Raw genomic sequence first — 23,507 nt, forward strand, 5'->3', positions numbered from 1 at the left:
AGAGCAATGGATGCAGTTTTGTTCGTGAGGGAAAAGCTGTAACCTTATAAAGATTTATTTAAAGGTAAGAGATGTTGTGTATGTTGATGTAGATGAATCATTTTATGTAAAATATATAACATATTTAAGATCAAAAAAATTCAATTTTATCCCTTTATAGTCTCAGATTGGATTTACAATTTTTTTAAAAAATAGTATAATTATAGAATATACAAAATTTTTAGAAAATTCAGAGGTAGTTTGTATGGGATATACAGTTGCTGTAGTGGGTGCTACTGGAGCCGTTGGAGCTCAGATGATTAAAATGTTGGAAGACTCAAGTCTTCCTATTGATAAAGTGCGCTTTTTAGCGTCTGCACGTTCGGCTGGAAAGATTTTGCAGTTTAAGGGGCAAGACATTGTAATTGAAGAGACTACTGAAACTGCTTTTGATGGCGTTGACATTGCTCTTTTTTCTGCTGGTGGCTCGACTTCAGCAAAGTATGCTCCTTATGCGGTTAAGGCAGGGGCAGTAGTTGTTGATAATACTTCTTACTTCCGCCAAGACAGCAAAACACCATTAGTAGTACCAGAGGTTAATGCCCATGCCTTGGACCGTCACAACGGAATTATTTCTTGTCCAAACTGCTCTACGATTCAAATGATGCTTCCATTGAAAGCAATCGCTGATAAATGGGGAATTGAGCGCGTGATTGTATCAACTTATCAGGCTGTATCTGGTGCTGGTATGGGTGCAATTTTGGAAACGCAGGATCAGTTGCGTCAGGTATTAAATGATGGTGTTGATCCAAAGGATTTGACTGCTAATATCTTGCCTTCTGGTGGGGACAAGAAACATTATCCAATTGCGTTTAATGCATTACCACAAATCGATGTTTTCACTGACAATGATTATACTTATGAAGAAATGAAAATGACCAAGGAGACTAAGAAAATCTTAGAAGATGAATCTGTTAAAGTTTCTGCTACTTGTGTCCGCATTCCAGTCTTATCAGCGCATTCTGAATCTGTCTATATCGAAACTAAAGAAACTGCCTCTATCGAAGAAATAAAGGCAGCTATTGCAGCCTTTCCAGGTACAGTTTTAGAAGATGATGTCGCCCATCAAGTCTATCCACAAGCTGTTAACGCAGTAGGTAGAAAAGAAACCTTTGTTGGTCGTGTTCGCAAGGATCTAGATGTTGAAAATGGCGTTCATATGTGGATCGTATCTGATAATCTTCTTAAGGGAGCTGCTTGGAACTCAGTACAAATTGCTGAAAGCTTGCATGAGCGTGGCTTAGTTCGTCCGACTGAAGAACTTGTTTACGAGTTAAAATAAAAGGTTTATAAAAAACTTGATAGTTTTTAACATAGAATAAGGCTAGTTTGAATTTTAATGTTTCTGTTTTTTTCAGATTCTAGATGAGATAACTGATAAATGACTAGTTTCATTAAGTCAATTAAACCTCAAACAAGTTTTGCTATAACAAAAAGAGGCTAAGAAGAAATTCTTTAAGCCTCCTTTCCTTATATAGAAAGGTTTTCATATGGCTTATAAAGATTTGCTTAATTGTAAAATAATCACTGCTTTCATTACACCCTTTCATGAAGATGGATCAATTAATTTTGAAGCCATTCCTGACTTAATAGAGCATCTTCTGGCTCACCACACGGATGGTATTTTATTGGCGGGTACAACAGCAGAAAGTCCCACTCTGACTCATGATGAAGAATTGGAATTATTTGCGGCTGTTCAAAAGGTTGTTAAAGGTCGTGTGCCTTTAATAGCGGGTGTTGGTACCAATGAAACACGTGACTCTATCGAATTTGTCAAAGAAGTAGATGCCTTTGGTGGTTTCGCAGCTGGTTTGGCTATTGTTCCTTATTATAATAAACCTTCACAGGAAGGCATGTACCAGCACTTTAAAGCTATTGCGGATGCTTCAAACCTGCCTATCATTATCTACAATATACCAGGACGGGTAGTAGTTGAGATGACTCCTGAGACCATGCTGAGATTGGCAGAACATCCAAATATTATCGGTGTTAAAGAATGTACTAGTCTTGCTAATATGGCTTATTTGATTGAGCATCGTCCAGAGGAATTTCTGATTTATACCGGTGAGGACGGTGATGCCTTTCATGCTATGAATCTGGGGGCTGATGGAGTTATCTCTGTTGCTTCTCACACAAACGGTGATGAAATGTTTGAAATGCTGGACGCAATTGAGCACAATGACATCAAAAAAGCAGCAGCTATTCAACGGAAATTCATTCCCAAAGTCAATGCGCTTTTCTCTTACCCAAGCCCTGCCCCAGTCAAGGCTGTGCTTAATTACTTGGGCTTTGCGGCAGGCCCAACTCGCTTACCACTTGTGCCTGCACCTGAAGAAGATGCCAAACGCATTATTAAGGTCGTGGTTGATGGTGACTACCAAGCAACCAAAGAGACTGTTAAAGGTGTCCTGAGACCGGATTATTGATTGATGAAATTAAAACAAATTATTTTTTAGAAAGGATTGCCAAGTGCTTTCCTTTCTTTTTCGCTTTTTAAAGTCTAAAAAAGAAAGCTACCTTTGAAAAATATTGGAAAAAATTATATAATGTTAAGGTATGGTCTAGCTTTGAGTTTTCTTTTTGAGCAGGCTGTGAAGAACTAGATTGGCAGAAGTCATGTTAGTGACTTACATTATATTAGAAATAGATAAATAAAGGAGTTTATTATGCAAGTAATTAAGCGCAGTGGTGAAGTTGTAGATTTTGATCCGGATAAAATCTATCAAGCTGTATTAAAGGCTGCTCAGACAGTCTATGTTTTGACTGATGATTTACGGCAAAATTTGGCACAAGTTACAAAAAAGGTTGTTCTTGATTTGCAAGAAGCAAAAGTAGAGAGAGCAACTATTAGTATGATTCAATCAATGGTTGAAAGTCGTCTCTTGGGAGCAGGCTACATTACTATTGCTGAACATTACATCTCCTATCGTTTACAACGTGATTTGGAGCGCAGTGGTTATGGAGATCATATTGCAGTACACCTTCACTTTGAACAAGTTAGATAAATGCTAAAGCCCATAGAGGCTTTTTTCTTTGTTTTAGGAGATGTTGAGTTGTCCGTTTTGGATTCTCCCTCTTAAATTCTAGAAATATGTTAAAATAGTTAAAGATGAAAATATTCTGAAAGATATTCGCTGAAAGGAAAAAATATGGCAACGATTCAATGGTTTCCTGGGCATATGTCCAAAGCTCGGAGACAGGTCCAAGAAAGTATTAAGTTTGTTGATTTTGTGACTGTCTTGGTTGATGCCCGTCTCCCTTTATCTAGTCAAAATCCCATGCTAACTAAAATTGTAGGAGAAAAGCCCAAGCTTTTGGTTTTAAATAAAGCGGATTTGGCTGATTCTGTCCGTCTCAAGGAGTGGCAGACTTATTTTGAAGGTCAAGGAATTCCTACTTTGGCTCTTAATTCTAAAGAACAGTCTGCCGTTAAAAAGGTGACAGATGCCGCTAAGAAATTGATGGCTGACAAATTGGCTCGTCAGAAGGAGAGAGGAATTCGCATCGAAACCCTGCGTACCATGATAATCGGTATCCCAAATGCTGGCAAATCAACTCTCATGAATCGCTTGGCAGGTAAGAAAATTGCTGTTGTAGGGAATAAACCCGGTGTGACAAAAGGTCAGCAATGGCTCAAGTCAAATAAAGATTTGGAAATCTTGGATACACCAGGTATCCTCTGGCCTAAGTTTGAAGACGAGACGGTTGCTCTCAAGTTAGCTCTGACTGGTGCAATTAAGGATAATCTGTTACCTATGGATGAAGTGACGATTTTTGGACTTAATTATTTTAAGGAGCATTATCCTGATGAGCTGACAGCACGCTTCAAGCAGCTGGATCTAAGTCAGGAAGCGCCTGATATGATTATGGATATGACTCAAAAACTTGGCTTCCGTGATGACTACGATCATTTTTATAGTCTTTTTGTTAAAGATGTTCGTGATGGTAAGCTGGGCCGTTACTGCTTGGATATTGTTGGAGAATTAGATGGCAACGATTAAGGAGATTCAGCAGCGTTTGGAGTTGGTGACTGAGTTGTCTGATTCTTTTTTAGAAGAGGTGGCAAAGGATCAGCGTAGTGGAGTTCAAAAGGCTGTTGAAAAGCGTAAAAAGGCTATTCAAGCAGAGTTAGATGAAGATTTGCGTTTGAATCAGATGCTACGGTATGAAAAAGAGCTCTATCAATCTGGCTACCAAGCTATTGCTGGAATTGATGAAGTTGGTCGCGGTCCTCTAGCTGGTCCAGTTGTCGCTGCAGCTGTCATCTTACCACCAGAATGTAAAATTAAGGGACTTAACGACAGTAAGAAGATTCCCAAGAAAAAGCATCAAGAAATCTATCAAGCAGTTATGGATAAGGCCTTGGCAATAGGTGTTGGCCAGATCGACAATGATATTATTGACCAAGTCAATATCTATGAAGCGACCAAGCTTGCTATGAAAGAGGCTTTGTCAAAGCTTCCTCTCAAGCCAGATTATTTGCTGATTGATGCCATGAGACTAGATGTCGAAATTCCACAAGAGTCTATTATTAAAGGAGATGCCAATTCTCTGTCTATCGCAGCGGCTAGCATTGTTGCTAAGGTTACTAGGGATAGACTGATGGCGGACTACGACAAAGAATTTCCTGGTTATGACTTTGCGCAGAATGCTGGCTATGGAACAAAGAGCCACTTGGAGGGCCTAGAACATTATGGGGTGAGCCCAATTCACAGAAAGACATTTGAACCAGTTAAGTCTATGCTTGACTAGTTATGAAGAGGTTGGAAGTGCAGATTATTAAAATTTTAAACAATAATGTCGTTATTTCTGAAGAAAACCAAGAAGAAATTGTGCTCATGGGAAGAGGGCTGGCTTTTGGTAGAAAAGCGGGTCAGGAGATCTCGCTTGATCTGATTGAGAAAAAATTTATTTTGTCAGCAGACAGGAAGCAGTTGATTAACGAAATTGATCCTGAAATTATAGAAATAGCTGGCGAAGTTATTGCATTTGCCCATAAAAAGATTTCTAAGAAGTTAAATCATCATGCTTTTATAGCAATGGCTGACCACATGCATGGAGTCGTTTTGCGAGAGAAGGATGACATCTATTTGAAAAATTTTCTTATGTGGGATATCAAGCGATTCTTTCCAGAGGAATTTGAAGTTGGAAAATATGCTAATCAGCTTCTAAGTCAATATTTTGGTAAAGACTTACCGGATGATGAGGCTGGTTTCATGGCCTTAACAATTGTGAATGCAGAGTTAGAGAACGGTGCAGCTGCAAGAGATCTGACCATGTTGATGGAAGAAATCATGACCATTGTCAAGTACAGTTTAGAAATTTCTCTAGATGAGGAAGATATTTATGTACAACGCTTTGTGACTCATTTGAAATTTTTTTGCGAGCGAGTTTTGACAGGCTCTGGATATAGAGACTTAGAAGACAATGAGATGTTTCTACTGATGAAGTCTAAATACCCTTGTGCTTTTGAAACGGCTCAAAAAATCGTTGACCATCTTGAAAAAACTCGAAATTACACCACATCAGAAGATGAACAGCTCTATTTAATCATCCACTTATCTCGTATGAAAAGGAAGGTGTCATGAAAACAGAATACGAAAAAATGATTGCTGGTGAACCCTATCGCCCTCATGATGAGGAATTGAGACAGCTAGCTGCTAGGTCAAGAAATTTCCAGTATTCTTTCAACCAGGAACAAGACGTTCGAAAACGTAGTGCTATTCTTAAGGAATGGTTTGGCTCAACTGCTGAAAATATTTCAATGAATCCTAATTTAGTATGTGACTATGGAGTGAACATTCATTTGGGAGAAAATTTTTATTCTAATTGGAATATGACGATGCTGGATGTTTGTCCGATTAGGATTGGAGATAATGCTATGTTTGGTCCCAATTGTCAATTGCTAACGCCATTACACCCATTGGATCCTGTTGAAAGAAATTCTGGTATTGAGTATGGAGCTCCCATTACCATTGGTGATAATTTCTGGGCTGGAGGCGGTGTGACTATTCTGCCTGGTGTGACACTGGGAGATAATGTGGTAGTAGGAGCAGGATCAGTTGTGACCAAGTCTTTTGGAGACAATGTTGTTTTAGCTGGAAATCCAGCTCGGATTATCAAAGAAATCCCTAAAACTAAGTCAAATAAAGCCCTGAGCTAATTAACATCCACCTATTTACTTTAAATGCGAACAGATGTTTTTTAGAGAAATTAGTCAGGATATAAAAAAGACTGTAAAACAGTCTTTTTTTGTTGTTTTTTGCGAATATAATAGTGAGGTGAAAAAATGAAAAACTATGATATTTATAAAATGAAACATGCTGGACTGACTAATGGACAAGTTCTTAATGTCTTGAGATATGCTGAAAACAAGGAAAAGGAGCTTTCTTTGCGTGATATAGCGGTGGTTTCAGAGTGCCGTAATCCTGCCCTGTTTATGGAACGATATAAGCAAATTGACGACGATTTCTTAAAGAAATCCTTTGAGGAATTTCCCTCTTTTTCTATCTTGGATGAAATTTATCCCTGGGACTTGAGTGAGATATATAACCCACCTGCTCTTTTTTTTTATCAGGGAAATATTGATCTACTTGAATTGCCAAAAGTAGCAGTAGTCGGAAGTCGTGATAGTAGTAAGCTTGGAAATCAGTCCGTTCAGAAAATTATTAAAGAATTGAATAATGAATTAATCATTGTGAGTGGATTAGCGCGTGGGATTGACACAGCTGCTCATATGGCAGCCTTACAGAATGGCGGTCGAACTATAGCTGTTATTGGGACTGGATTAGATGTTTTTTATCCTAAAGCCAATAAGAAACTTCAGTCCTATATTGGCAAAAATCACCTGGTTTTATCAGAATACGGTCCAGGTGAACAGCCCTTGAAGTTTCATTTTCCTGAGCGTAATCGAATTATTGCAGGTTTGTGCAGGGGTGTCATTGTTGCTGAGGCTAAGATGAGATCTGGCAGCTTGATTACTTGTGAGCGAGCAATGGAAGAAGGAAGAGATGTATTTGCTATTCCTGGATCTATTCTTGATGGAAAGTCTGATGGTTGTCATCATCTGATTCAAGAAGGCGCTAAGTGCATTATGTCAGGCTCTGATGTTCTATCTGAGTTTGATTTTTAAAACAAGTTTTCCTATAGGAGAATTTAACAGTTGACAAGCCTAGAAAAATAGTTTACACTCTATGAGATTTATTCTGATAGAAGGTGTATAAATTGGTAACAAAAACAAGTAAAAAGTCCACAACCAAGAAAAATCTGGTTATCGTGGAGTCGCCTGCCAAGGCAAAAACAATAGAAAAATACTTGGGAAGGAACTATAAAGTTTTGGCCAGTGTTGGGCATATTCGTGATTTGAAAAAGTCAACAATGTCCATTGATTTTGAAAATAATTATGAACCACAATATATCAATATCCGAGGCAAGGGACCACTCATCAATGATTTAAGGAAAGAAGCAAAAAAAGCTAAACAAGTCTTTCTGGCAAGTGACCCGGACCGAGAAGGAGAGGCTATTTCATGGCATTTGGCGCATATTCTTAACTTGGATGAAAAAGAAAAGAATCGTGTGGTTTTTAACGAAATTACTAAAGATGCAGTCAAGAATGCTTTTAAAGAGCCTCGTCAGATTAATATGGATTTGGTCGATGCCCAACAAGCTCGTCGTGTTCTAGACCGTTTAGTTGGTTATTCTATTTCTCCTATTCTTTGGAAGAAAGTCAAGAAAGGTTTGTCAGCTGGTCGGGTTCAGTCTGTTGCTCTCAAATTAATTATTGACCGGGAAAATGAAATAAATGCTTTCAAGCCTGAAGAGTATTGGACCATTGACTCTACCTTTAAAAAAGGAAGTCGACAATTTCAAGCTAGTTTTTATGGCATAAATGGCCGAAAAATGAAACTGACCAATAACGATGAAGTGAAAGAGGTTCTTTCCCTTCTTAAGGGAGATGACTTTAAGGTTGAAAGCGTTGAAAGAAAAGAACGTCGGCGTAATGCTCCCTTACCGTATACGACTTCTTCTATGCAACAGGATGCGGCTAATAAGATCAATTTCCGGACTCGTAAGACTATGATGGTAGCTCAGCAACTCTATGAAGGCATCAACATCGGTTCTGGAGTTCAAGGTCTTATTACTTATATGCGTACGGATTCGACTCGTATTAGTCCAGTTGCTCAAAATGAAGCTGCTAATTACATTACTGATCGTTTTGGAGCTAAGTATTCAAAACACGGCAGTAAGATTAAAAATGCTTCCGGAGCTCAAGATGCCCACGAAGCTATTCGACCTTCGAGTGTCTTTAATACACCAGAAAGTATTGCGAAGTATCTGGATAAAGATCAGCTGAAGCTCTATACACTGATCTGGAACCGCTTTGTAGCCAGTCAAATGACAGCTGCAGTCTTTGATACTATGAATGTTAAAATTGAGCAAAATGGTGTTCAATTTACGGCCAATGGAAGTCAGGTCAAGTTTGATGGTTATCTAGCTATTTATAATGACTCTGATAAAAATAAAATGCTTCCAGATATGGAAAAAGGTGATACTGTCAAACGTGTCAATACCAATCCAGAGCAGCACTTTACTCAGCCACCTGCTCGCTATTCTGAAGCCACTCTTATCAAGACTCTCGAAGAAAATGGAGTTGGCCGACCGTCTACTTACGCACCGACCATTGAGACCATTCAAAAACGCTATTATGTTAAGCTGGTTTCCAAGCGTTTTGAGCCAACAGAACTTGGTGAAATCGTTAATTCGCTGATTGTTGAATTTTTCCCGGGTATCGTGAATGTGAAGTTTACCGCTGAGATGGAAGCAAAATTGGACGATGTAGAAGTCGGAAAAGAGCAATGGCAGAAGGTTATTGATGAGTTTTACCGACCTTTCGAAAAGGAAGTAGCCAAAGCTGAGTCTGAAATGGAAAAAATTCAAATCAAGGATGAGCCAGCTGGTTTCGACTGCGAGGTTTGTGGAAGTCCGATGGTCATCAAGTTGGGGAGATTTGGCAAGTTTTACGCCTGCAGCAATTTCCCAGATTGTCGTCATACTCAGGCTATTGTTAAGGAAATCGGTGTGACTTGCCCGCAGTGCCAAAAAGGCCATGTTATTGAACGAAAAACCAAGCGAAATCGTATTTTCTACGGTTGTGATCGTTATCCAGACTGTGACTTTACATCTTGGGATAAGCCGGTCGGTCGAAACTGTCCAAAATGTGACCACTATCTGGTTGAAAAGAAAGTCCGTGGTGGCGGTAAGCAGGTAGTTTGTAGCAATGGTGATTATGAAGAAGAAAAAGTCAAATAATTCTTTTTAGCAATCAATTTAGTCCATTTTAACGGCAATAACAAAAAATGTCTGTTAAAATGGACATTTTTTGTTTTGTCTGTTATAATAGACAAAAGGAGGTAGTGAAGTGTATATAGCCTTAATTGCAGACGTCATTGACTCAAAACAATTTAAAGAGAGGTCAGACTTACAAAAGAAGTTGGAAGCAGTTCTCTTTCATATGAATAATCGCTTTGAAACTTATTTAGCTTCGCGATTAACTTTGACTCTTGGAGATGAATTTCAGGCTTTGTTTACTTTAGATGCACCAATTTTCCAAATTATTGACTGTCTGCGTCAAGATTTGAAGCCTGCTCAGCTACGCTTTGGAATCGGTTTGGGTAAAATAGTGACTGATATCGATCCTTTACAAAGTATTGGTGCTGATGGCCCTGCCTATTGGAATGCGCGAGCTGCTATTAATCTCGTTCATCAAAAGAATGATTATGGAAATACTCAGTTGTATTTTTCTAGTGGAAAAAAAGAAGAAGATTTTCAAATAAATGCTTTATTAGCTTCAGGTGAGGCAATCAAATCAGACTGGCGAGAAAGTCAGGAAGAACTTTTAAGGGGCTTACTTAAACTGTCCATCTATAGTGAGGATTTTAGTCAGCAAGAGCTGGCTCAGGCGCTTTCATTAAATCCCAGTGCCCTTTCCAAACGACTAAAAAGTAGTAGCATCAGAGTCTATCTTCGAAGTAGAGCGGCTGCACTTGCAGCCATCCAAGCCATAGATATTACAGAAGGAGGTCAGAATGAACGGATTTTCTAGTATGGATTCATATCACCTTTTCGTACTTCTGTTGATTTGTCATTTGTTATCAGATTATTACTTTCAAAGTCAAAAAATGGCTGACAAAAAGGACAAAAACATTCGAGTCCTTGCATTTCATATTTTACTTGTAGGACTACCTTTATTTGTCTTAACTATTATAATACCAAGTTTGTGGTGGAAGACTTTCATTGTTTTCTTAAGCCATGCTCTTATTGATTATTTCAAACCAATCCTACAAAGGATATTCAAGTTAAAAGTGTCAATCATTTTTGTGCTTGATCAAGTCCTTCATTTGGCTATTATCTACGGACTCTCTAATATGAATACTGAGTTTTTGCCAAGTTTCCTTCCATTAACTTTCTTAAAAACTGTTTTGTTTGTCTTATTGGTAGGAAAGCCAACCAATATTGCTTTTAGAATTTTATTTGGTAAATTTCAACCTGAAACGAGTCAGGAGTTGGATACGATAGATGGAGCAGGAGCCATGATTGGTTTCTTAGAGCGTTTGGTTATCGGAGCTTGTCTTCTTTATGGACAGTTTGCTTCGATTGGTTTAGTGTTTACAGCTAAATCCATTGCCCGCTATAACAAAATATCAGAAAGTCCAGCATTTGCAGAGTATTACTTGATTGGATCCTTGGTCAGTATTTTGTCGGCCTTGCTCGCCGCCTGGATTAGTATAAAATAAAGTTTTGAAAGAAAATAGTATGGATAATAAATTTATAGAATTTCTAAAAATCGCGTCTCAACTGAATAAGATGGGAATTGTTCCTCTGCTGATGGGTTCCTTGGGGCTGGAGCAGGTTACTGGTCAGGACTGGCAGGCGCGGGATATTGATATTCATGTTCATGGTGATGAACGTGGCTGGGAAGCACCAGATGAAGAACGTATTTATGATATGGACAAGATTGAGCCTATGATGGAGCGCTTGGGCTATCGCTTAGTCGATCTGCACGAGCATGAATTTCAAAAAGAAGGCTTATCTATTGAATTCGGAGCCATGGAAACCTTGGAGGCATTTTCAGGTGTGCCGCTAGAGAAGCTGACTAGAAAAGAAGTAGAAGGTGTAAAGTTTCTACTGCCAACTGCAGAACAATTTTTAGCTATCTACCGCGCCTCTTCCCAAGATTCTTACCGAAATGATAATAATAATCATAAGGATTTTGCTAAGATTGCTTATTTGGAAAAAATGACAAAATGATGGATAGACAGGAATCCTCCTGTTTGTCTTTTTTGCTGGCTTTTTGTTATAATGGACCAAGTATTAATTTAGAAAGATTTGTGGGTGTCAAACAGTTCAGTGGATTGTTTTGATATGGACTTAGGTTCCACCCAAAGAGGTATTAGTGTCGTGTCTCAATCTTATATCAATGTTATCGGTGCTGGTCTGGCTGGTAGTGAAGCAGCTTACCAGATTGCCAAGCGTGGAATTCCAGTCAAACTCTATGAAATGCGGGGTGTTAAGTTGACGCCTCAACACAAGACTACAGACTTTGCAGAACTGGTCTGCTCCAACTCTCTGCGAGGGGATGCGCTGACCAATGCAGTTGGTCTACTCAAGGAAGAAATGCGAAGATTGGACTCGGTCATCTTAAAGTCAGCAGAAGCGACTCGGGTGCCAGCAGGTGGTGCTCTAGCAGTTGATAGAGAAGGTTTTTCTCAGATGGTAACAGAGCTAGTGTCCAATCATCCATTGGTTGAGGTTATTCGCGAAGAAATCACTGAAATTCCAGAGGATGCTATCACAGTCATTGCGACAGGACCCTTGACTAGTGATGCTCTGGCCGAAAAAATTCACGCGCTCAATGGAGGCGACGGTTTTTATTTCTACGATGCAGCAGCGCCAATTATTGATGTCAATACCATTGATATGTCCAAGGTCTATCTCAAATCCCGCTATGATAAGGGAGAAGCAGCCTATCTCAACGCGCCAATGACCAAGCAAGAGTTTATGGATTTCCATGAAGCTTTGGTCAATGCCGAAGAAGCACCGCTCAATTCCTTTGAGAAGGAAAAATACTTTGAAGGCTGCATGCCTATTGAAGTTATGGCCAAACGCGGCATTAAAACCATGCTTTATGGACCGATGAAGCCAGTTGGTTTAGAATATCCCGATGACTACCAGGGACCTCGAGATGGAGATTTTAAGACGCCATACGCTGTGGTGCAGCTTCGTCAGGATAATGCAGCAGGTAGCCTTTACAACATTGTCGGCTTCCAGACTCATCTCAAATGGGGCGAGCAAAAGCGAGTGTTCCAGATGATTCCTGGTCTAGAGAATGCAGAATTTGTCCGCTATGGAGTCATGCACCGTAACTCATATATGGACTCTCCAAATCTGCTAGAACAGACTTTCCGCTCTAAGAAACAGCCAAATCTTTTCTTTGCAGGTCAAATGACTGGAGTTGAAGGCTATGTCGAGTCAGCAGCTTCTGGTTTGGTAGCTGGTATCAATGCCGCTCGACTCTTCAAGGGAGAAGAAGCACTTGTCTTTCCAGAAACAACAGCTATCGGTAGCCTGCCTCATTATGTTACCCATGCTGACAGCAAGCATTTCCAACCTATGAATGTCAATTTCGGCATTATCAAAGAACTGGACGGCCCTCGTATTCGTGACAAGAAAGAACGTTATGAGAAGATTGCCGAACATGCTCTACAGGACTTAGCACCTTATCTAGATAAATAAGAAATTTGATAAAAAAATATTTTAAAAAGATTGCAAAAAAGCCTTGCAATCTTTTTTTATCTATGATATGATTATCAATGGTTTGAAAAAACTGCCTAAGACAGTAGGGGAGCTCGACTCATAAAGATCCTACCGAGGACAAAACGTATCATGTAAAAAGAAGCGTATTGTACTTTCGTGTCTAGGTTTGGGCGCGTTTTTCTTTTGGAAAAATTCCCCAAGCAAAATAATTACGGAGGTGAACACACTAATGAGTGAAGCAATTATTGCTAAAAAAGCGGAACTAGTTGACGTAGTAGCTGAAAAAATGAAAGCCGCTGCATCAATCGTCGTTGTTGACGCTCGTGGTTTGACAGTTGAGCAAGATACAGTTCTTCGTCGTGAGCTTCGTGGAAGCGAAGTTGAGTATAAAGTTATCAAAAACTCAATTTTACGTCGTGCAGCTGAAAAAGCTGGTCTTGAAGATCTTGCATCAGTTTTTGTTGGACCATCTGCAGTAGCATTTTCTAACGAAGATGTTATCGCACCAGCGAAAATCTTGAACGATTTTGCTAAAAACGCTGACGCACTTGAAATCAAAGGTGGTGCAATCGAAGGCGCTGTCGCATCAAAAGAAGAGATTCTTGCACTTGCAACTCTTCCAAACCGCGAAGGACTTCTTTCTATGCTCCTTTCTGTACTTCAAGCGCCAGTGCGCAACGTTGCACTTGCTGTCAAAGCAGTTGCAGACAACAAAGAAGACGCAGCTTAATTTTAAGCTACGCAGCGTAGCCTAGCTACGAAAAAATATTTAAAATTAAAAAACTTATTTGGAGGAAATAACAATGGCATTGAACATTGAAAACATTATTGCTGAAATTAAAGAAGCTTCAATCCTTGAATTGAACGACCTAGTAAAAGCTATCGAAGAAGAATTTGGTGTAACTGCAGCTGCTCCTGTAGCTGTAGCTGCTGCTGGTGCTGCTGACGCTGGTGCTGCTAAAGATTCATTTGACGTTGAATTGACAGCTGCTGGTGACAAAAAAGTTGGCGTTATCAAAGTTGTACGTGAAATCACTGGTCTTGGTCTTAAAGAAGCCAAAGAACTTGTTGATGGTGCACCTGGTATCATCAAAGAAGGCGTTGCAACTGCTGAAGCTGAAGAAATCAAAGCTAAATTGGAAGAAGCTGGAGCTTCAGTTACTCTTAAGTAATAGAGTTTCCAATCAAAAATCAAACCGAAGTTTAGGCTTCGGTTTTTTTAGTATGTGATTTTTAGTTTATATCATTTTCTAAGGTTTAAAAAAAGAATCTCCTCTTCTAATAAGACTATATAACTCCCAGAAATCAATTTCCCTTTTCAGGCTATTGTTAGATAGTGAAATTTTTGTTATAATAGCAATATCAAATTTATAGGAGTATACAATGAAATCTATCAAACGTATTGTTTTAGCTACAATTTTTGCAATTGGTGCTATTATCCTTGTAGCATGTTCTGGTGCTGCTAAGAGCGACAACGGAACTTATGTTTATGAAGCTTCTAAGGATTTTATTAAGAACACACTTAAGGAGCAAGGTGCTTCAAGTGAAGAAGCAGAAAAATACGCTGATCAATTTTCTTTGAAAATGACAATTGAAATCAAAGATACCAAAGGTAAAGTAACTCTTGAAGCTAAAGCTATGGGCAATAAGAAAAATCAAGATTATAAATTAAAAGTTGATCAAAAGAATAAAACTCTTGAATCAGAAAAGGGTGGCAACGACAAAGTTAAGTACAAAATTGAAGGCGATGTGTTGACATTGGATCTTTCTCAGTTGGAATCTGGTCAAGCTGACAAAGCTACTCTGGCAATCTTCAAAGATGCTAAGTTTAAACGAACTAAATAGTGAACGAAGTGAGATTTTTAATCTCACTTTTTTCAATGATTTATAACTTACAAAATTAATAGCAGATATGAATAGCTTTATTGAAACTACAAACTTTCAAAGAAGATATGCTCATTTTCTTCAGATTTCTCTTGCAGAAAAGAGATAGCTTTTGGTATAATATTGATGAATTGAAGCAAAAGAATTCAATTTTTCAGTTGAGTATGAAAAAGTGCTGGAGAGTGCTTTTTTATTGTTTAAAAATGGTTTTTAGGAGGAGAGATGAAATATATTTGGTCTTATTTAAGAAGATATCCTAAATGGCTCTTATTGGATTTCCTAGGAGCGATTTTCTTTGTCGTTGTAAATTTAGGTCTTCCTACAGTTCTTGCTCGTATGATTGATGAGGGGATTAACCAAGGAGATACCAGTCGTCTGTATTTTTGGGCATTTATAATGTTATTAGTTATTGTAGCAGGCGTCTTTGGAAGAATTGTCCTATCCTATGCGGCTGGTAAATTAACAACTAGTATGGTTCGTGATATGAGAAATGATCTTTACGCTAAGCTACAAGAGTATTCTCATCATGAATATGAACAGATTGGTGTGTCTTCGCTTGTGACACGGATTACAAGTGATGCTTTTGTTCTCATGCAATTTGCTGAGCAGAGCTTAAAAATGGGGGTTATTACACCCATGATGATGCTTTCAAGTGTTTTTATGATCTTTTTAACAAGTCCGTCCTTGGCTTGGATTGTTGCCATTTCTGTTCCTTTTTTGGCGGTAGTGGTTTGGTATGTGGCTGTTAAGACGCGTCCTCTATCAGAGAAGCAGCAAAAGACTTTGGATAAAATTAACCAATATGTTCGGGAAAATTTAACAGGTTTACGGGTCATTCGTGCATTTGCAAGAGAAGAGTTTCAAGAGGAACGTTTTGCTTTAGAAAATGAAATCTATGCTGATAACTCCAATAAACTATTCAAACTGACAGGATTAACAGAACCTTTATTTGTTCAAATCATTATTGCCATGATTGTCGCTATTGTTTGGTTTGCTTTGCAGCCTTTAGGAAGTGGTGAATTAAGAATTGGTGACTTGGTTGCCTTTATTGAGTACAGTTTTCATGCTTTACTGTCTTTCTTATTTTTATCAAGTCTCTTTACCATGTATCCTAGAACAGCCGTCTCTAGTGAGCGTCTAAAGGAAGTTATGGATATGCCTATCTCCATTAATCCTAATGAAGATGGTATTACTGAAACTGAAAGTCATGGTTACCTGGAGTTTGATAATGTTACCTTTGCTTATCCAGGTGAGACGGAAAGTCCAGTTCTTCATAATATTTCTTTCAAAGCAAAACCTGGTGAAACTATCGCCTTTATTGGTTCTACAGGATCAGGTAAGTCTTCCCTAGTACAGTTGATTCCACGTTTTTATGATGTTACTCTAGGGAAAATTTTGGTAGATGGAGTTGATGTCAGAGACTATCAGCTTAAAGCTTTACGTCAAAAGATTGGTTTCATTCCCCAAAAAGCTCTGTTATTTACAGGTACCATCGCAGAAAACTTGAGGTATGGTAAAGAAGATGCAAGTCACGAAGAACTAAATCAAGCTGCAGATGTGGCTCAAGCTAAAGAATTTATCGAAAGTCGCGAAGAGAGATTTGAAACACACTTGGCTGAAGGGGGAAGTAATCTTTCTGGTGGGCAAAAACAACGTCTGTCAATCGCTCGTGCTGTTGTAAAAGAGCCGGATATTTATATCTTTGATGACTCGTTTTCTGCTCTCGACTACAAGACGGATGCTATCTTACGTCGTCGTTTGAAAGAAGTAACCAAAGATGCAACAGTTTTAATAGTTGCCCAGCGGGTTGGTACGATTATGGATGCGGATCAGATTATCGTTTTGGATAAGGGTGAAATCGTTGGTCGGGGAAGACATGAAGAACTCATGGAATCCAATGCCATTTATCGAGAAATTGCCCAATCCCAGCTTAACAGTCAATCATTAACAGAAGAATAGGAGGGAAACATGGAGAAAAAACATTCTTTTGCTCGTTTATGGAGCTATTTAAAAGTCTATAAAGTATCTGTCATTTTAGCTGTTTTCCTCAAGATTCTCAGTGTCGTTATGAGTGTTTTGGAGCCATTTGTGTTGGGGCTTGCAATTACAGAACTGACTAGCAATCTTTTGGATATGGCTAAGGGAGTTGAAGGAGCTCACATTAATGCCAGTTATGTTGGTTGGGTCATGGTCTTGTACTTTGTTCGAGCACTCTTCTATGAAATCGGTTCTTACTATTCAAACTATTTCATGACCAATGCAGTACAAAATACCATTCGTGATTTGAGAAATGAACTCAGCCATAAAATTAATCAGATTCCCGTATCTTATTTTGATAAGCACCAGTTTGGGGATTTACTAGGCCGATTTACTAGTGATGTAGAGACGGTCTCAAATGCTTTGCAACAAAGCTTTTTGCAAGTAGTGAATGCTGTGTTTACTATTTCCTTGGTTATGTTTATGGTTCTTTATCTAAACTTGTCACTTGCTCTGCTTGTGATTATCAGTATTCCTTTGACTTATTTTGCAGCAAACTTTATTTTGAAGAAATCTCAACCTTACTTCAAAAAGCAGGCTGATATTTTGGGGGAAATGAATGGTTTTGTCCAAGAGAATCTAAGCGGTTTTAACGTTCTAAAACTCTATGGAAGAGAAGAAGCTTCTAGTCAAGACTTTGAAGCAATTACACAAAATCTTCAAGAAGTAGGTTTTAAGGCTAGTTTTATTTCTGGCTTGATGATGCCAGTTTTAAACGCGATTTCTGATTTAACTTATCTAATTGTAGCAATCTTTGGAGGTTTACAAGTAATTTCTGGACAATTAACAATTGGGAATATGCAAGCTTTTGTTCAATATGTCTGGCAGGTTAGTCAGCCAATTCAAAACCTAACACAGCTAGCTGGCCAATTGCAAAGCGCCAAGTCTTCTTTAGACCGGGTTTTCCAAGTACTGGACGAGGCAGACGAAGTCAATGATGTGTCTGAAAGACTGGAACATGATTTAACTGGTCAGGTCAGCTTTCATGATGTAGACTTTCAGTATGTGGCAGATAAGCCACTCATTCGGAATTTCAATCTTGAAGTTAAACCAGGTGAGATGGTGGCCATTGTCGGTCCAACAGGAGCTGGTAAGACGACTCTGATCAATCTTCTTATGCGTTTCTATGATGTAACCAAGGGTGAGATTACTGTAGACGGACATGATATTCGAGACCTTTCCCGTCAGGACTACCGTAAACAGTTTGGTATGGTATTGCAAGATGCTTGGCTTTACGAGGGAACGATCAAAGAAAATCTTCGTTTCGGGAATTTACAGGCCACTGATGAGGAAATTGTAGAAGCGGCCAAAGCAGCTAACGTGGACCACTTTATCCGAACCTTGCCAGGCGGCTATAACATGGAAATGAACCAGGAATCCAGCAATATTTCACTGGGGCAGAAGCAGTTGCTTACGATTGCTCGAGCACTTTTAGCAGATCCTAAGATTCTGATTTTGGATGAAGCGACCTCATCAGTAGATACACGGCTGGAGCTCTTGATTCAGAAGGCTATGAAGACACTCATGCAGGGGCGGACCAGTTTTGTCATTGCTCACCGACTGTCGACCATTCAGGAGGCAGATAAGATTTTGGTGCTCAAGGATGGTCAGATTATCGAGCAAGGCAATCATGAGTCCCTCTTGGCTGCAAAAGGATTCTATTATGAATTGTACATGAGTCAATTCTCCAAAAAAGAAGAAACTAGCGCATAAAACAAAAGGAGCAATTGCTCTTTTTGTTTTTGCGAAGACTTTGATTTAAATATAATCCAGGTTTCTTGAAAGCGAATGCGAAATTTGCTATAATTGTAACAGAAATGGAGGCTTTATGAGCTTAACCAGCCAATTAATCACTGAAACGTTCCCAGATCTAGATAAGGTCGAACGGTTGAATACCGAGGCTTTCCCTGAAGAGGAACGGATTCCTTTATCGGAGTTTTTACGCTATACGGACAATGATGATGCTCATTTTTTTGCTTTTTACAATGAGGAAGAATTTGTCGGATTTGCCTTTGCTATTTCAAATGCCAAGGCCTTTTACGTCAGCTTCTTTGCCATCATGCCACACTTGCGAAGCCACGGCTATGGTCAAGAAATCATTGAAAAATTAGTCGAGTTTTACCAACGGACAATGTTGTTAGAAGTAGAGCGTTTGGATGAAGAATGTGATAATATAGAGCAACGTCGAGCACGTATGGACTTCTATAAAAGAAATGGATTCAAATCGAGCAATGCTTTTCTAGAATATGATGACTTAAGTTTTGAAATCTTGTATTTGGGTGATCACTTTGATGAGGAAGCTTATCGGGATATCTTCCATAAACTGCAAGCAGAGAATTACTTTGATTTCCGTATTGAATACAGACGCTTTAGTGATCATTAGAAATGATATAAAAAAGTTCTCAGCTAATTTGCAGAGAACTTTTTTCGGTTAGTGATTAAAGAAATAGTTCACAATCCTCATGATTTGCGATAAGAGCCAAGGCAGAAACAGAAAAGCTAAGAAAGTAGCATGCCATTTCCAATAGAGAGAAACTAGCCCAACCGTTTCACGAATCCAAGCCGATGGGAGATAATAAAAAGCTGTTTTTGAACCGACACTGCGTCCAGGGATTTTTAATCGCCTCATAAAGACACCAGCCCGAAGAGCGTGAAAGGAATTGGTAACCACAAGGACACTCTTTCCCAATCCTTGTTCTTCAAGAATAGCCTTACTAAAGGTCAGATTCTCAAATGTCGTTCGAGAACGATTCTCGATCAGAATAGCATCCTTCTGTACACCCTGTTCCATCAGGTAGTTTGCCATAGCAGCAGCTTCAGAAGTCAATTCGTCTGCTCCTTGTCCACCAGAAACAATTAGTTTTGGTCTTCCCTCGAACTGCTCATAGATAGTCTTTCCTTTAGTTAGACGCTGGGCCAAAAGTGGTGGTACTTTATCCCCAATTAGACCGGAGCCAAGGACGATGATAGCATCCGGCTCTATACGAACGGGGAAATAATTGCAAAAAGTCCCATATAAAACATAAGAAAGATAAAGAAAAGTCGAGTAAAAGAGGGCAAAGTCTGTTGGATAAATCAAGAGATCTTTTCCTGGGAAATAAGGAAGGAAATGAAGCGCCAAGGCGCCGATAATAAAGATCCCATATAGGAGTGAGAGGAGGTTAGCCAACCTTTTGCCTTCAAAAGACATCATTTGACGGCCGTTAAAAAGAAGAAAAACAGTTGAGAAAATAATACTGAGTAAAACAAGGATAGCAAGTATTGAAAGAACAATGAAACCAATCTGTTGGTTAAACCAGAGCTCCGTACGAACAACTAGTAGAAGGGCAGAAATCAGGAGAAAAATGCCGAAACTTATTGAAAAGAGATAAGCATTGATAAGTCGTCTGCGGTCGTTCATAAAGAAAAATAAAAAAACGGTAGCTGGAACCAACCAGAATATATATAAAAACATGTTTACTCCTAGATGTATTAGTAAGTCAATTGTAACATAATTGACTAAAAGATGCTCATTAACTTCACAATCGTTCAGTATTGTTGAAACCTCAACTGTCACTTGAGAGAAGCAATAAATTCAGGAAAAAAGAATTGCCGTGGTGGATAAAAGCTGTTATACTAGATAAGATTGAAAAATGTAAAGGAGAACACATGTTACGAAAAGGTTCCTTAACAGGTTTGCTGTTATTTGGTATTTTCTTCGGTGCAGGGAATTTAATCTTTCCACCTGCGCTAGGTGTCCAGTCGGGTAGCCATTTTTGGCCAGCTATTGCTGGATTTGTCTTATCAGGAGTAGGGATTGCGATTATTACCTTGATTTTTGGTACACTCAATCCTAAAGGGTATATCCATGAGATTTCACGTAAAATCGCTCCTTGGTTTGCTATCGTCTATCTGGTTGCTCTCTATTTGTCCATCGGTCCCTTCTTTGCGATTCCGCGGACTGCAACAGTAGCCTATGAAGTTGGGATATCTCCTTTACTTCCTAAAGATATGACTGGTCTTGGTTTGATTGTTTTCACGACAATTTATTTTGCTGTAGCGTATTTGATTTCTTTAAATCCATCAAAGATTTTAGATCGGATTGGTCGCATTCTAACTCCAGTTTTTGCAATTTTAATTATTATTTTAATTATACTGGGTGCCTTTAAATATGGCTCAGCAGCACCTCAGCAGGCTTCAGCTGCCTATGCTGCATCAGCATTTGGACAAGGCTTCTTGGAAGGATATAATACTTTAGATGCCCTGGCTTCAGTAGCTTTTAGCGTAATTGCTGTAACTACACTGAATCAACTGGGTTTCAAAAATAAAAAAGAATACATTTCAACTATTTGGATTGTTGGATTAATTGTTGCCCTTGCCTTTAGTGCTATGTATATTGGCTTAGGATATCTAGGTAATCATTTTCCAGTTCCTGCTGAAGTGATTGTAAAAGGCAACCCTGGTGTTTATGTCCTATCTCAAGCCACTCAAGCTATTTTTGGTCCTACAGCACAAATCTTCCTGGCTGTTATGGTTACAGTGACTTGCTTTACAACTACAGCTGGTTTGATTGTTTCAACAGGAGAGTTCTTTAATAATACTTTCCCCAAAGTATCTTATAAAACTTATGCAACCATCTTTACTTTGATTGGTTATGCCATTGCGAACCTTGGTTTAAATGCGATTATCCAGTATTCAGTACCAGTTTTGCAAATCCTTTATCCAGTTACGATTGTGATTGTGATGATTGTTATTGTAAATAAATTCTTACCCCTGTCAAAAATTGGTATGCAAGTGACAGTTGCGCTAGTGACTTTGATTGCTCTTGCAAGCATTTTGGGCTCTTTATTCAAAGTCAAGGAAGTTATGGATACAATAAATACTTTGCCTTTTTCACAAGCTTCTCTGCCTTGGCTACTTCCAGCTCTTTTAGGAATTATTTTGTCACTCATTTTGCCTGATAAACAAAAGAGTGAATCTTTTGAAATTGAAGCATAAAAACTTAAATTCATCACGATAGTGATGGATTTTTTTGTTGAGTGTCAACAGTAGAAGATGTTTTATAATTAAATACGAACACAAAGCAATTTGGTGGCTTCTGTTAACCTTTGTTAAGAGATATAATGTTTTTTAGTTCCAGATTATATTCTTGGAGAATAGCTAGTATATATAAAGTGTAGAAGCTTATTCTCCTATTTTTTGATGGGTGAAAAAAATATAAGTATTTTATAAGAAGGATTTAAGAAAAAATTTAACTTTTTCTTATTCCTTTTTAATTTTATGATTTTATACTAGAGTCATAAAAAATATAAGGAGGATCCTATGAGATTCAATTCAAATCAAAAATATACTCGCTGGTCAATCCGTCGCTTAAGTGTTGGTGTGGCTTCTGTTGCAGTTGCCAGTGGTTTTTTTGTCCTAGTCGGTCATCCAAGCTCTGTACGTGCGGATGAAGTCAATTTAACACCAGCACAAGTTGTACCAAATCCTTCATCAGTAACAGAAAAAAGTGAGTTACCAGAAAATGTTCTTAAAGAAGCTGTGGATACGGCTCTTCCAGAAAATCAGACGATTCCAAGTTCAAAGGAAGCAGTTGATGAAACTAATTCCTCAGAGAAGACTAGTACTGATTCTAAAGAAGAAGTTGCAAAACCGAAAGAAGAACAGGATACACCAAAAGCCAATAATCCAACAGAAGAACAAAGCAAACCAGAGGTAGCTCCTGCGACAGTTGGTAGCCAAGATCGTGAAGCACCTACTCCTCAATCAGTAACAACTCCAGAGGAAGTTAAAAAAGGAGTTGCTGAGAATACGAAGGAAACAGTAGATGTTCCAGCCAGTTATCTTGAAAAAGCGAACGTTCCTGGTCCATTCTTGGCCGGAGTTAACCAAGTCATTCCGTATGAAGCTTTCGGTGGTGATGGTATGTTGACGCGTCTTTTGCTCAAATCTTCTGACAAGGCACCATGGTCCGACAATGGCACAGCGAATAACCCAGCACTTTTACCACTTGAAGGCTTGGCCAAAGGTCAATACTTCTATGAAGTAGATTTGAACGGCAATACGACAGGCAAAGAAGGTCAAGCCCTTCTCGATCAACTTCGTGCTAATGGCACTCAAGCTTACCAAGCTACTGTCAAAGTCTATGGTGCCAAAGATGGCAAAGCGGACCTAACAAATCTTATCACGACAAAAAATGTAACAGTGAACTTGAACGGCTCTGTTTCAAAAGACGCAGTTAAAGACTCTGTTGTTAACAACATCAAAAATAGCATTGATGTTCCAGCCAGCTATCTTGAAAAAGCGAATGTTCCAGGTCCATTCTTAGCAGGTGTCAACCAAGTCATCCCGTATGAAGCTTTCGGTGGTGACGGTATGTTGACGCGTCTCTTACTCAAATCTTCTGACAAGGCTCCTTGGTCAGACAATGGCAAAGCGAACAATCCAGCCCTCTTGCCACTTGAAGGCTTAGCTAAAGGTCAATACTTCTACGAAGTGGATTTGAACGGCAATACTACAGGTAAAGACGGGCAAGCCCTTCTTGACCAACTTCGCATCAATGGCACTCAAGCTTACCAAGCGACTGTCAAAGTCTATGGTGCTAAAGATGGTAAACCAGATTTGACCAATCTTGTAGCGACAAAAAATGTAACTGTTAGTTTAAATGGCCTTGTTTCAAAAGAATCAGTCAAAGACTCAGTTACCAAAAATATTAAAGACCATATTGATGTTCCAGCTAGCTACTTAGAAAAGGC

Annotated in this window: 22 protein-coding genes and 1 other annotated feature; of the genes, 21 read left to right on the plus strand and 1 reads right to left on the minus strand. The window is 38.9% G+C overall.

From position 1 onward, the window contains the following. The first annotated feature begins 244 nt into the window (after positions 1–244). From O3640_RS06860 to O3640_RS06950, 19 genes are all read left to right on the plus strand, one after another. Positions 245–1,321, plus strand: coding sequence for an aspartate-semialdehyde dehydrogenase (locus O3640_RS06860; RefSeq protein ID WP_227221308.1), 1,077 nt, complete (start codon positions 245–247; stop codon positions 1,319–1,321). A 208-nt stretch (positions 1,322–1,529) separates the two neighbouring features. Beyond that, positions 1,530–2,465 (plus strand): 4-hydroxy-tetrahydrodipicolinate synthase, encoded by a 936-nt coding sequence (gene dapA / locus O3640_RS06865; RefSeq protein ID WP_060553553.1) that lies wholly within the window; start codon positions 1,530–1,532, stop codon positions 2,463–2,465. 240 nt (positions 2,466–2,705) lie between these two features. Beyond that, positions 2,706–3,044: an ATP cone domain-containing protein gene (locus tag O3640_RS06870; protein ID WP_008808609.1), complete on the plus strand. Its 339-nt coding sequence runs from the start codon at positions 2,706–2,708 to the stop codon at positions 3,042–3,044. Positions 3,045–3,188: 144 nt separating this feature from the next. After that, positions 3,189–4,040 carry a ribosome biogenesis GTPase YlqF gene (ylqF, locus tag O3640_RS06875; protein WP_227221307.1) on the plus strand — a complete coding sequence of 284 codons (852 nt, stop codon included), beginning with the start codon at positions 3,189–3,191 and terminating at the stop codon, positions 4,038–4,040. Continuing rightward, positions 4,027–4,791 (plus strand): ribonuclease HII, encoded by a 765-nt coding sequence (locus O3640_RS06880; protein WP_227221306.1) that lies wholly within the window; start codon positions 4,027–4,029, stop codon positions 4,789–4,791. Before ylqF ends, O3640_RS06880 begins: the two co-directional genes overlap by 14 nt. A 17-nt stretch (positions 4,792–4,808) precedes the next feature. Next, positions 4,809–5,627 carry a PRD domain-containing protein gene (locus tag O3640_RS06885; RefSeq protein WP_061599431.1) on the plus strand — a complete coding sequence of 273 codons (819 nt, stop codon included), beginning with the start codon at positions 4,809–4,811 and terminating at the stop codon, positions 5,625–5,627. Next, entirely contained in the window at positions 5,624–6,202 is a 579-nt protein-coding gene (locus O3640_RS06890; RefSeq protein WP_061599432.1) for a sugar O-acetyltransferase, read from the plus strand. The genes O3640_RS06885 and O3640_RS06890 overlap by 4 nt, the downstream gene beginning before the upstream one ends. 126 nt (positions 6,203–6,328) lie before the next feature. Further along, on the plus strand, positions 6,329–7,171 hold the full coding sequence (gene dprA / locus O3640_RS06895; RefSeq protein WP_061599433.1) for a DNA-processing protein DprA: 843 nt from the start codon (positions 6,329–6,331) through the stop codon (positions 7,169–7,171). Positions 7,172–7,254: 83 nt separating this feature from the next. Then, positions 7,255–9,348, plus strand: coding sequence for a type I DNA topoisomerase (topA, locus tag O3640_RS06900; protein ID WP_227221305.1), 2,094 nt, complete (start codon positions 7,255–7,257; stop codon positions 9,346–9,348). Between the two features lie 109 nt (positions 9,349–9,457). After that, complete coding sequence (locus O3640_RS06905; RefSeq protein WP_227955573.1) at positions 9,458–10,141, plus strand: SatD family protein; 684 nt, start codon at positions 9,458–9,460, stop codon at positions 10,139–10,141. Further along, positions 10,125–10,832: a DUF3307 domain-containing protein gene (locus O3640_RS06910; RefSeq protein ID WP_227221303.1), complete on the plus strand. Its 708-nt coding sequence runs from the start codon at positions 10,125–10,127 to the stop codon at positions 10,830–10,832. The genes O3640_RS06905 and O3640_RS06910 overlap by 17 nt, the downstream gene beginning before the upstream one ends. Positions 10,833–10,851: 19 nt before the next feature. Then, positions 10,852–11,346, plus strand: a complete 495-nt coding sequence (locus tag O3640_RS06915; RefSeq protein ID WP_008808618.1) for a phosphoribosylanthranilate isomerase — start codon at positions 10,852–10,854, stop codon at positions 11,344–11,346. A 150-nt stretch (positions 11,347–11,496) separates the two neighbouring features. Further along, positions 11,497–12,831, plus strand: a complete 1,335-nt coding sequence (gene trmFO, locus O3640_RS06920) for a methylenetetrahydrofolate--tRNA-(uracil(54)-C(5))-methyltransferase (FADH(2)-oxidizing) TrmFO (protein WP_227221302.1) — start codon at positions 11,497–11,499, stop codon at positions 12,829–12,831. 76 nt (positions 12,832–12,907) lie between these two features. Next, positions 12,908–13,043 (plus strand) — a sequence feature (ribosomal protein L10 leader region). 38 nt (positions 13,044–13,081) lie between these two features. Further along, positions 13,082–13,582 (plus strand): 50S ribosomal protein L10, encoded by a 501-nt coding sequence (gene rplJ, locus O3640_RS06925; protein WP_012000594.1) that lies wholly within the window; start codon positions 13,082–13,084, stop codon positions 13,580–13,582. A gap of 73 nt (positions 13,583–13,655) precedes the next feature. Beyond that, positions 13,656–14,024 carry a 50S ribosomal protein L7/L12 gene (gene rplL / locus O3640_RS06930; RefSeq protein ID WP_008808621.1) on the plus strand — a complete coding sequence of 123 codons (369 nt, stop codon included), beginning with the start codon at positions 13,656–13,658 and terminating at the stop codon, positions 14,022–14,024. Positions 14,025–14,235: 211 nt separating this feature from the next. Continuing rightward, on the plus strand, positions 14,236–14,697 hold the full coding sequence (locus O3640_RS06935) for a hypothetical protein (RefSeq protein ID WP_046165545.1): 462 nt from the start codon (positions 14,236–14,238) through the stop codon (positions 14,695–14,697). Between the two features lie 261 nt (positions 14,698–14,958). Next, on the plus strand, positions 14,959–16,695 hold the full coding sequence (locus O3640_RS06940; RefSeq protein ID WP_227221301.1) for an ABC transporter ATP-binding protein: 1,737 nt from the start codon (positions 14,959–14,961) through the stop codon (positions 16,693–16,695). Between the two features lie 9 nt (positions 16,696–16,704). Further along, positions 16,705–18,486, plus strand: coding sequence for an ABC transporter ATP-binding protein (locus O3640_RS06945; RefSeq protein ID WP_268709974.1), 1,782 nt, complete (start codon positions 16,705–16,707; stop codon positions 18,484–18,486). A gap of 115 nt (positions 18,487–18,601) precedes the next feature. After that, on the plus strand, positions 18,602–19,156 hold the full coding sequence (locus O3640_RS06950; RefSeq protein ID WP_012000588.1) for a GNAT family N-acetyltransferase: 555 nt from the start codon (positions 18,602–18,604) through the stop codon (positions 19,154–19,156). A gap of 48 nt (positions 19,157–19,204) precedes the next feature. On the opposite strand, the gene O3640_RS06955 is transcribed toward O3640_RS06950, so the two are convergent. Beyond that, the gene (locus O3640_RS06955) at positions 19,205–20,227 is read right to left on the minus strand and encodes a YdcF family protein (protein WP_045773390.1); all 1,023 of its coding nucleotides are present in this window, start codon (positions 20,225–20,227) and stop codon (positions 19,205–19,207) included. 194 nt (positions 20,228–20,421) lie between these two features. Between O3640_RS06955 and brnQ the strand changes: the two genes are divergently transcribed. Next, positions 20,422–21,750, plus strand: a complete 1,329-nt coding sequence (gene brnQ / locus O3640_RS06960) for a branched-chain amino acid transport system II carrier protein (protein WP_268709973.1) — start codon at positions 20,422–20,424, stop codon at positions 21,748–21,750. 324 nt (positions 21,751–22,074) lie between these two features. Next, positions 22,075–23,507, plus strand: a 1,433-nt coding sequence (locus O3640_RS06965) for an SSURE domain-containing protein (RefSeq protein WP_371586804.1), incomplete at its 3' end; no start/stop codon positions are given.

Source organism: Streptococcus sp. 27098_8_75, assembly GCF_041432475.1.
GTDB lineage: Bacteria > Bacillota > Bacilli > Lactobacillales > Streptococcaceae > Streptococcus > Streptococcus gordonii.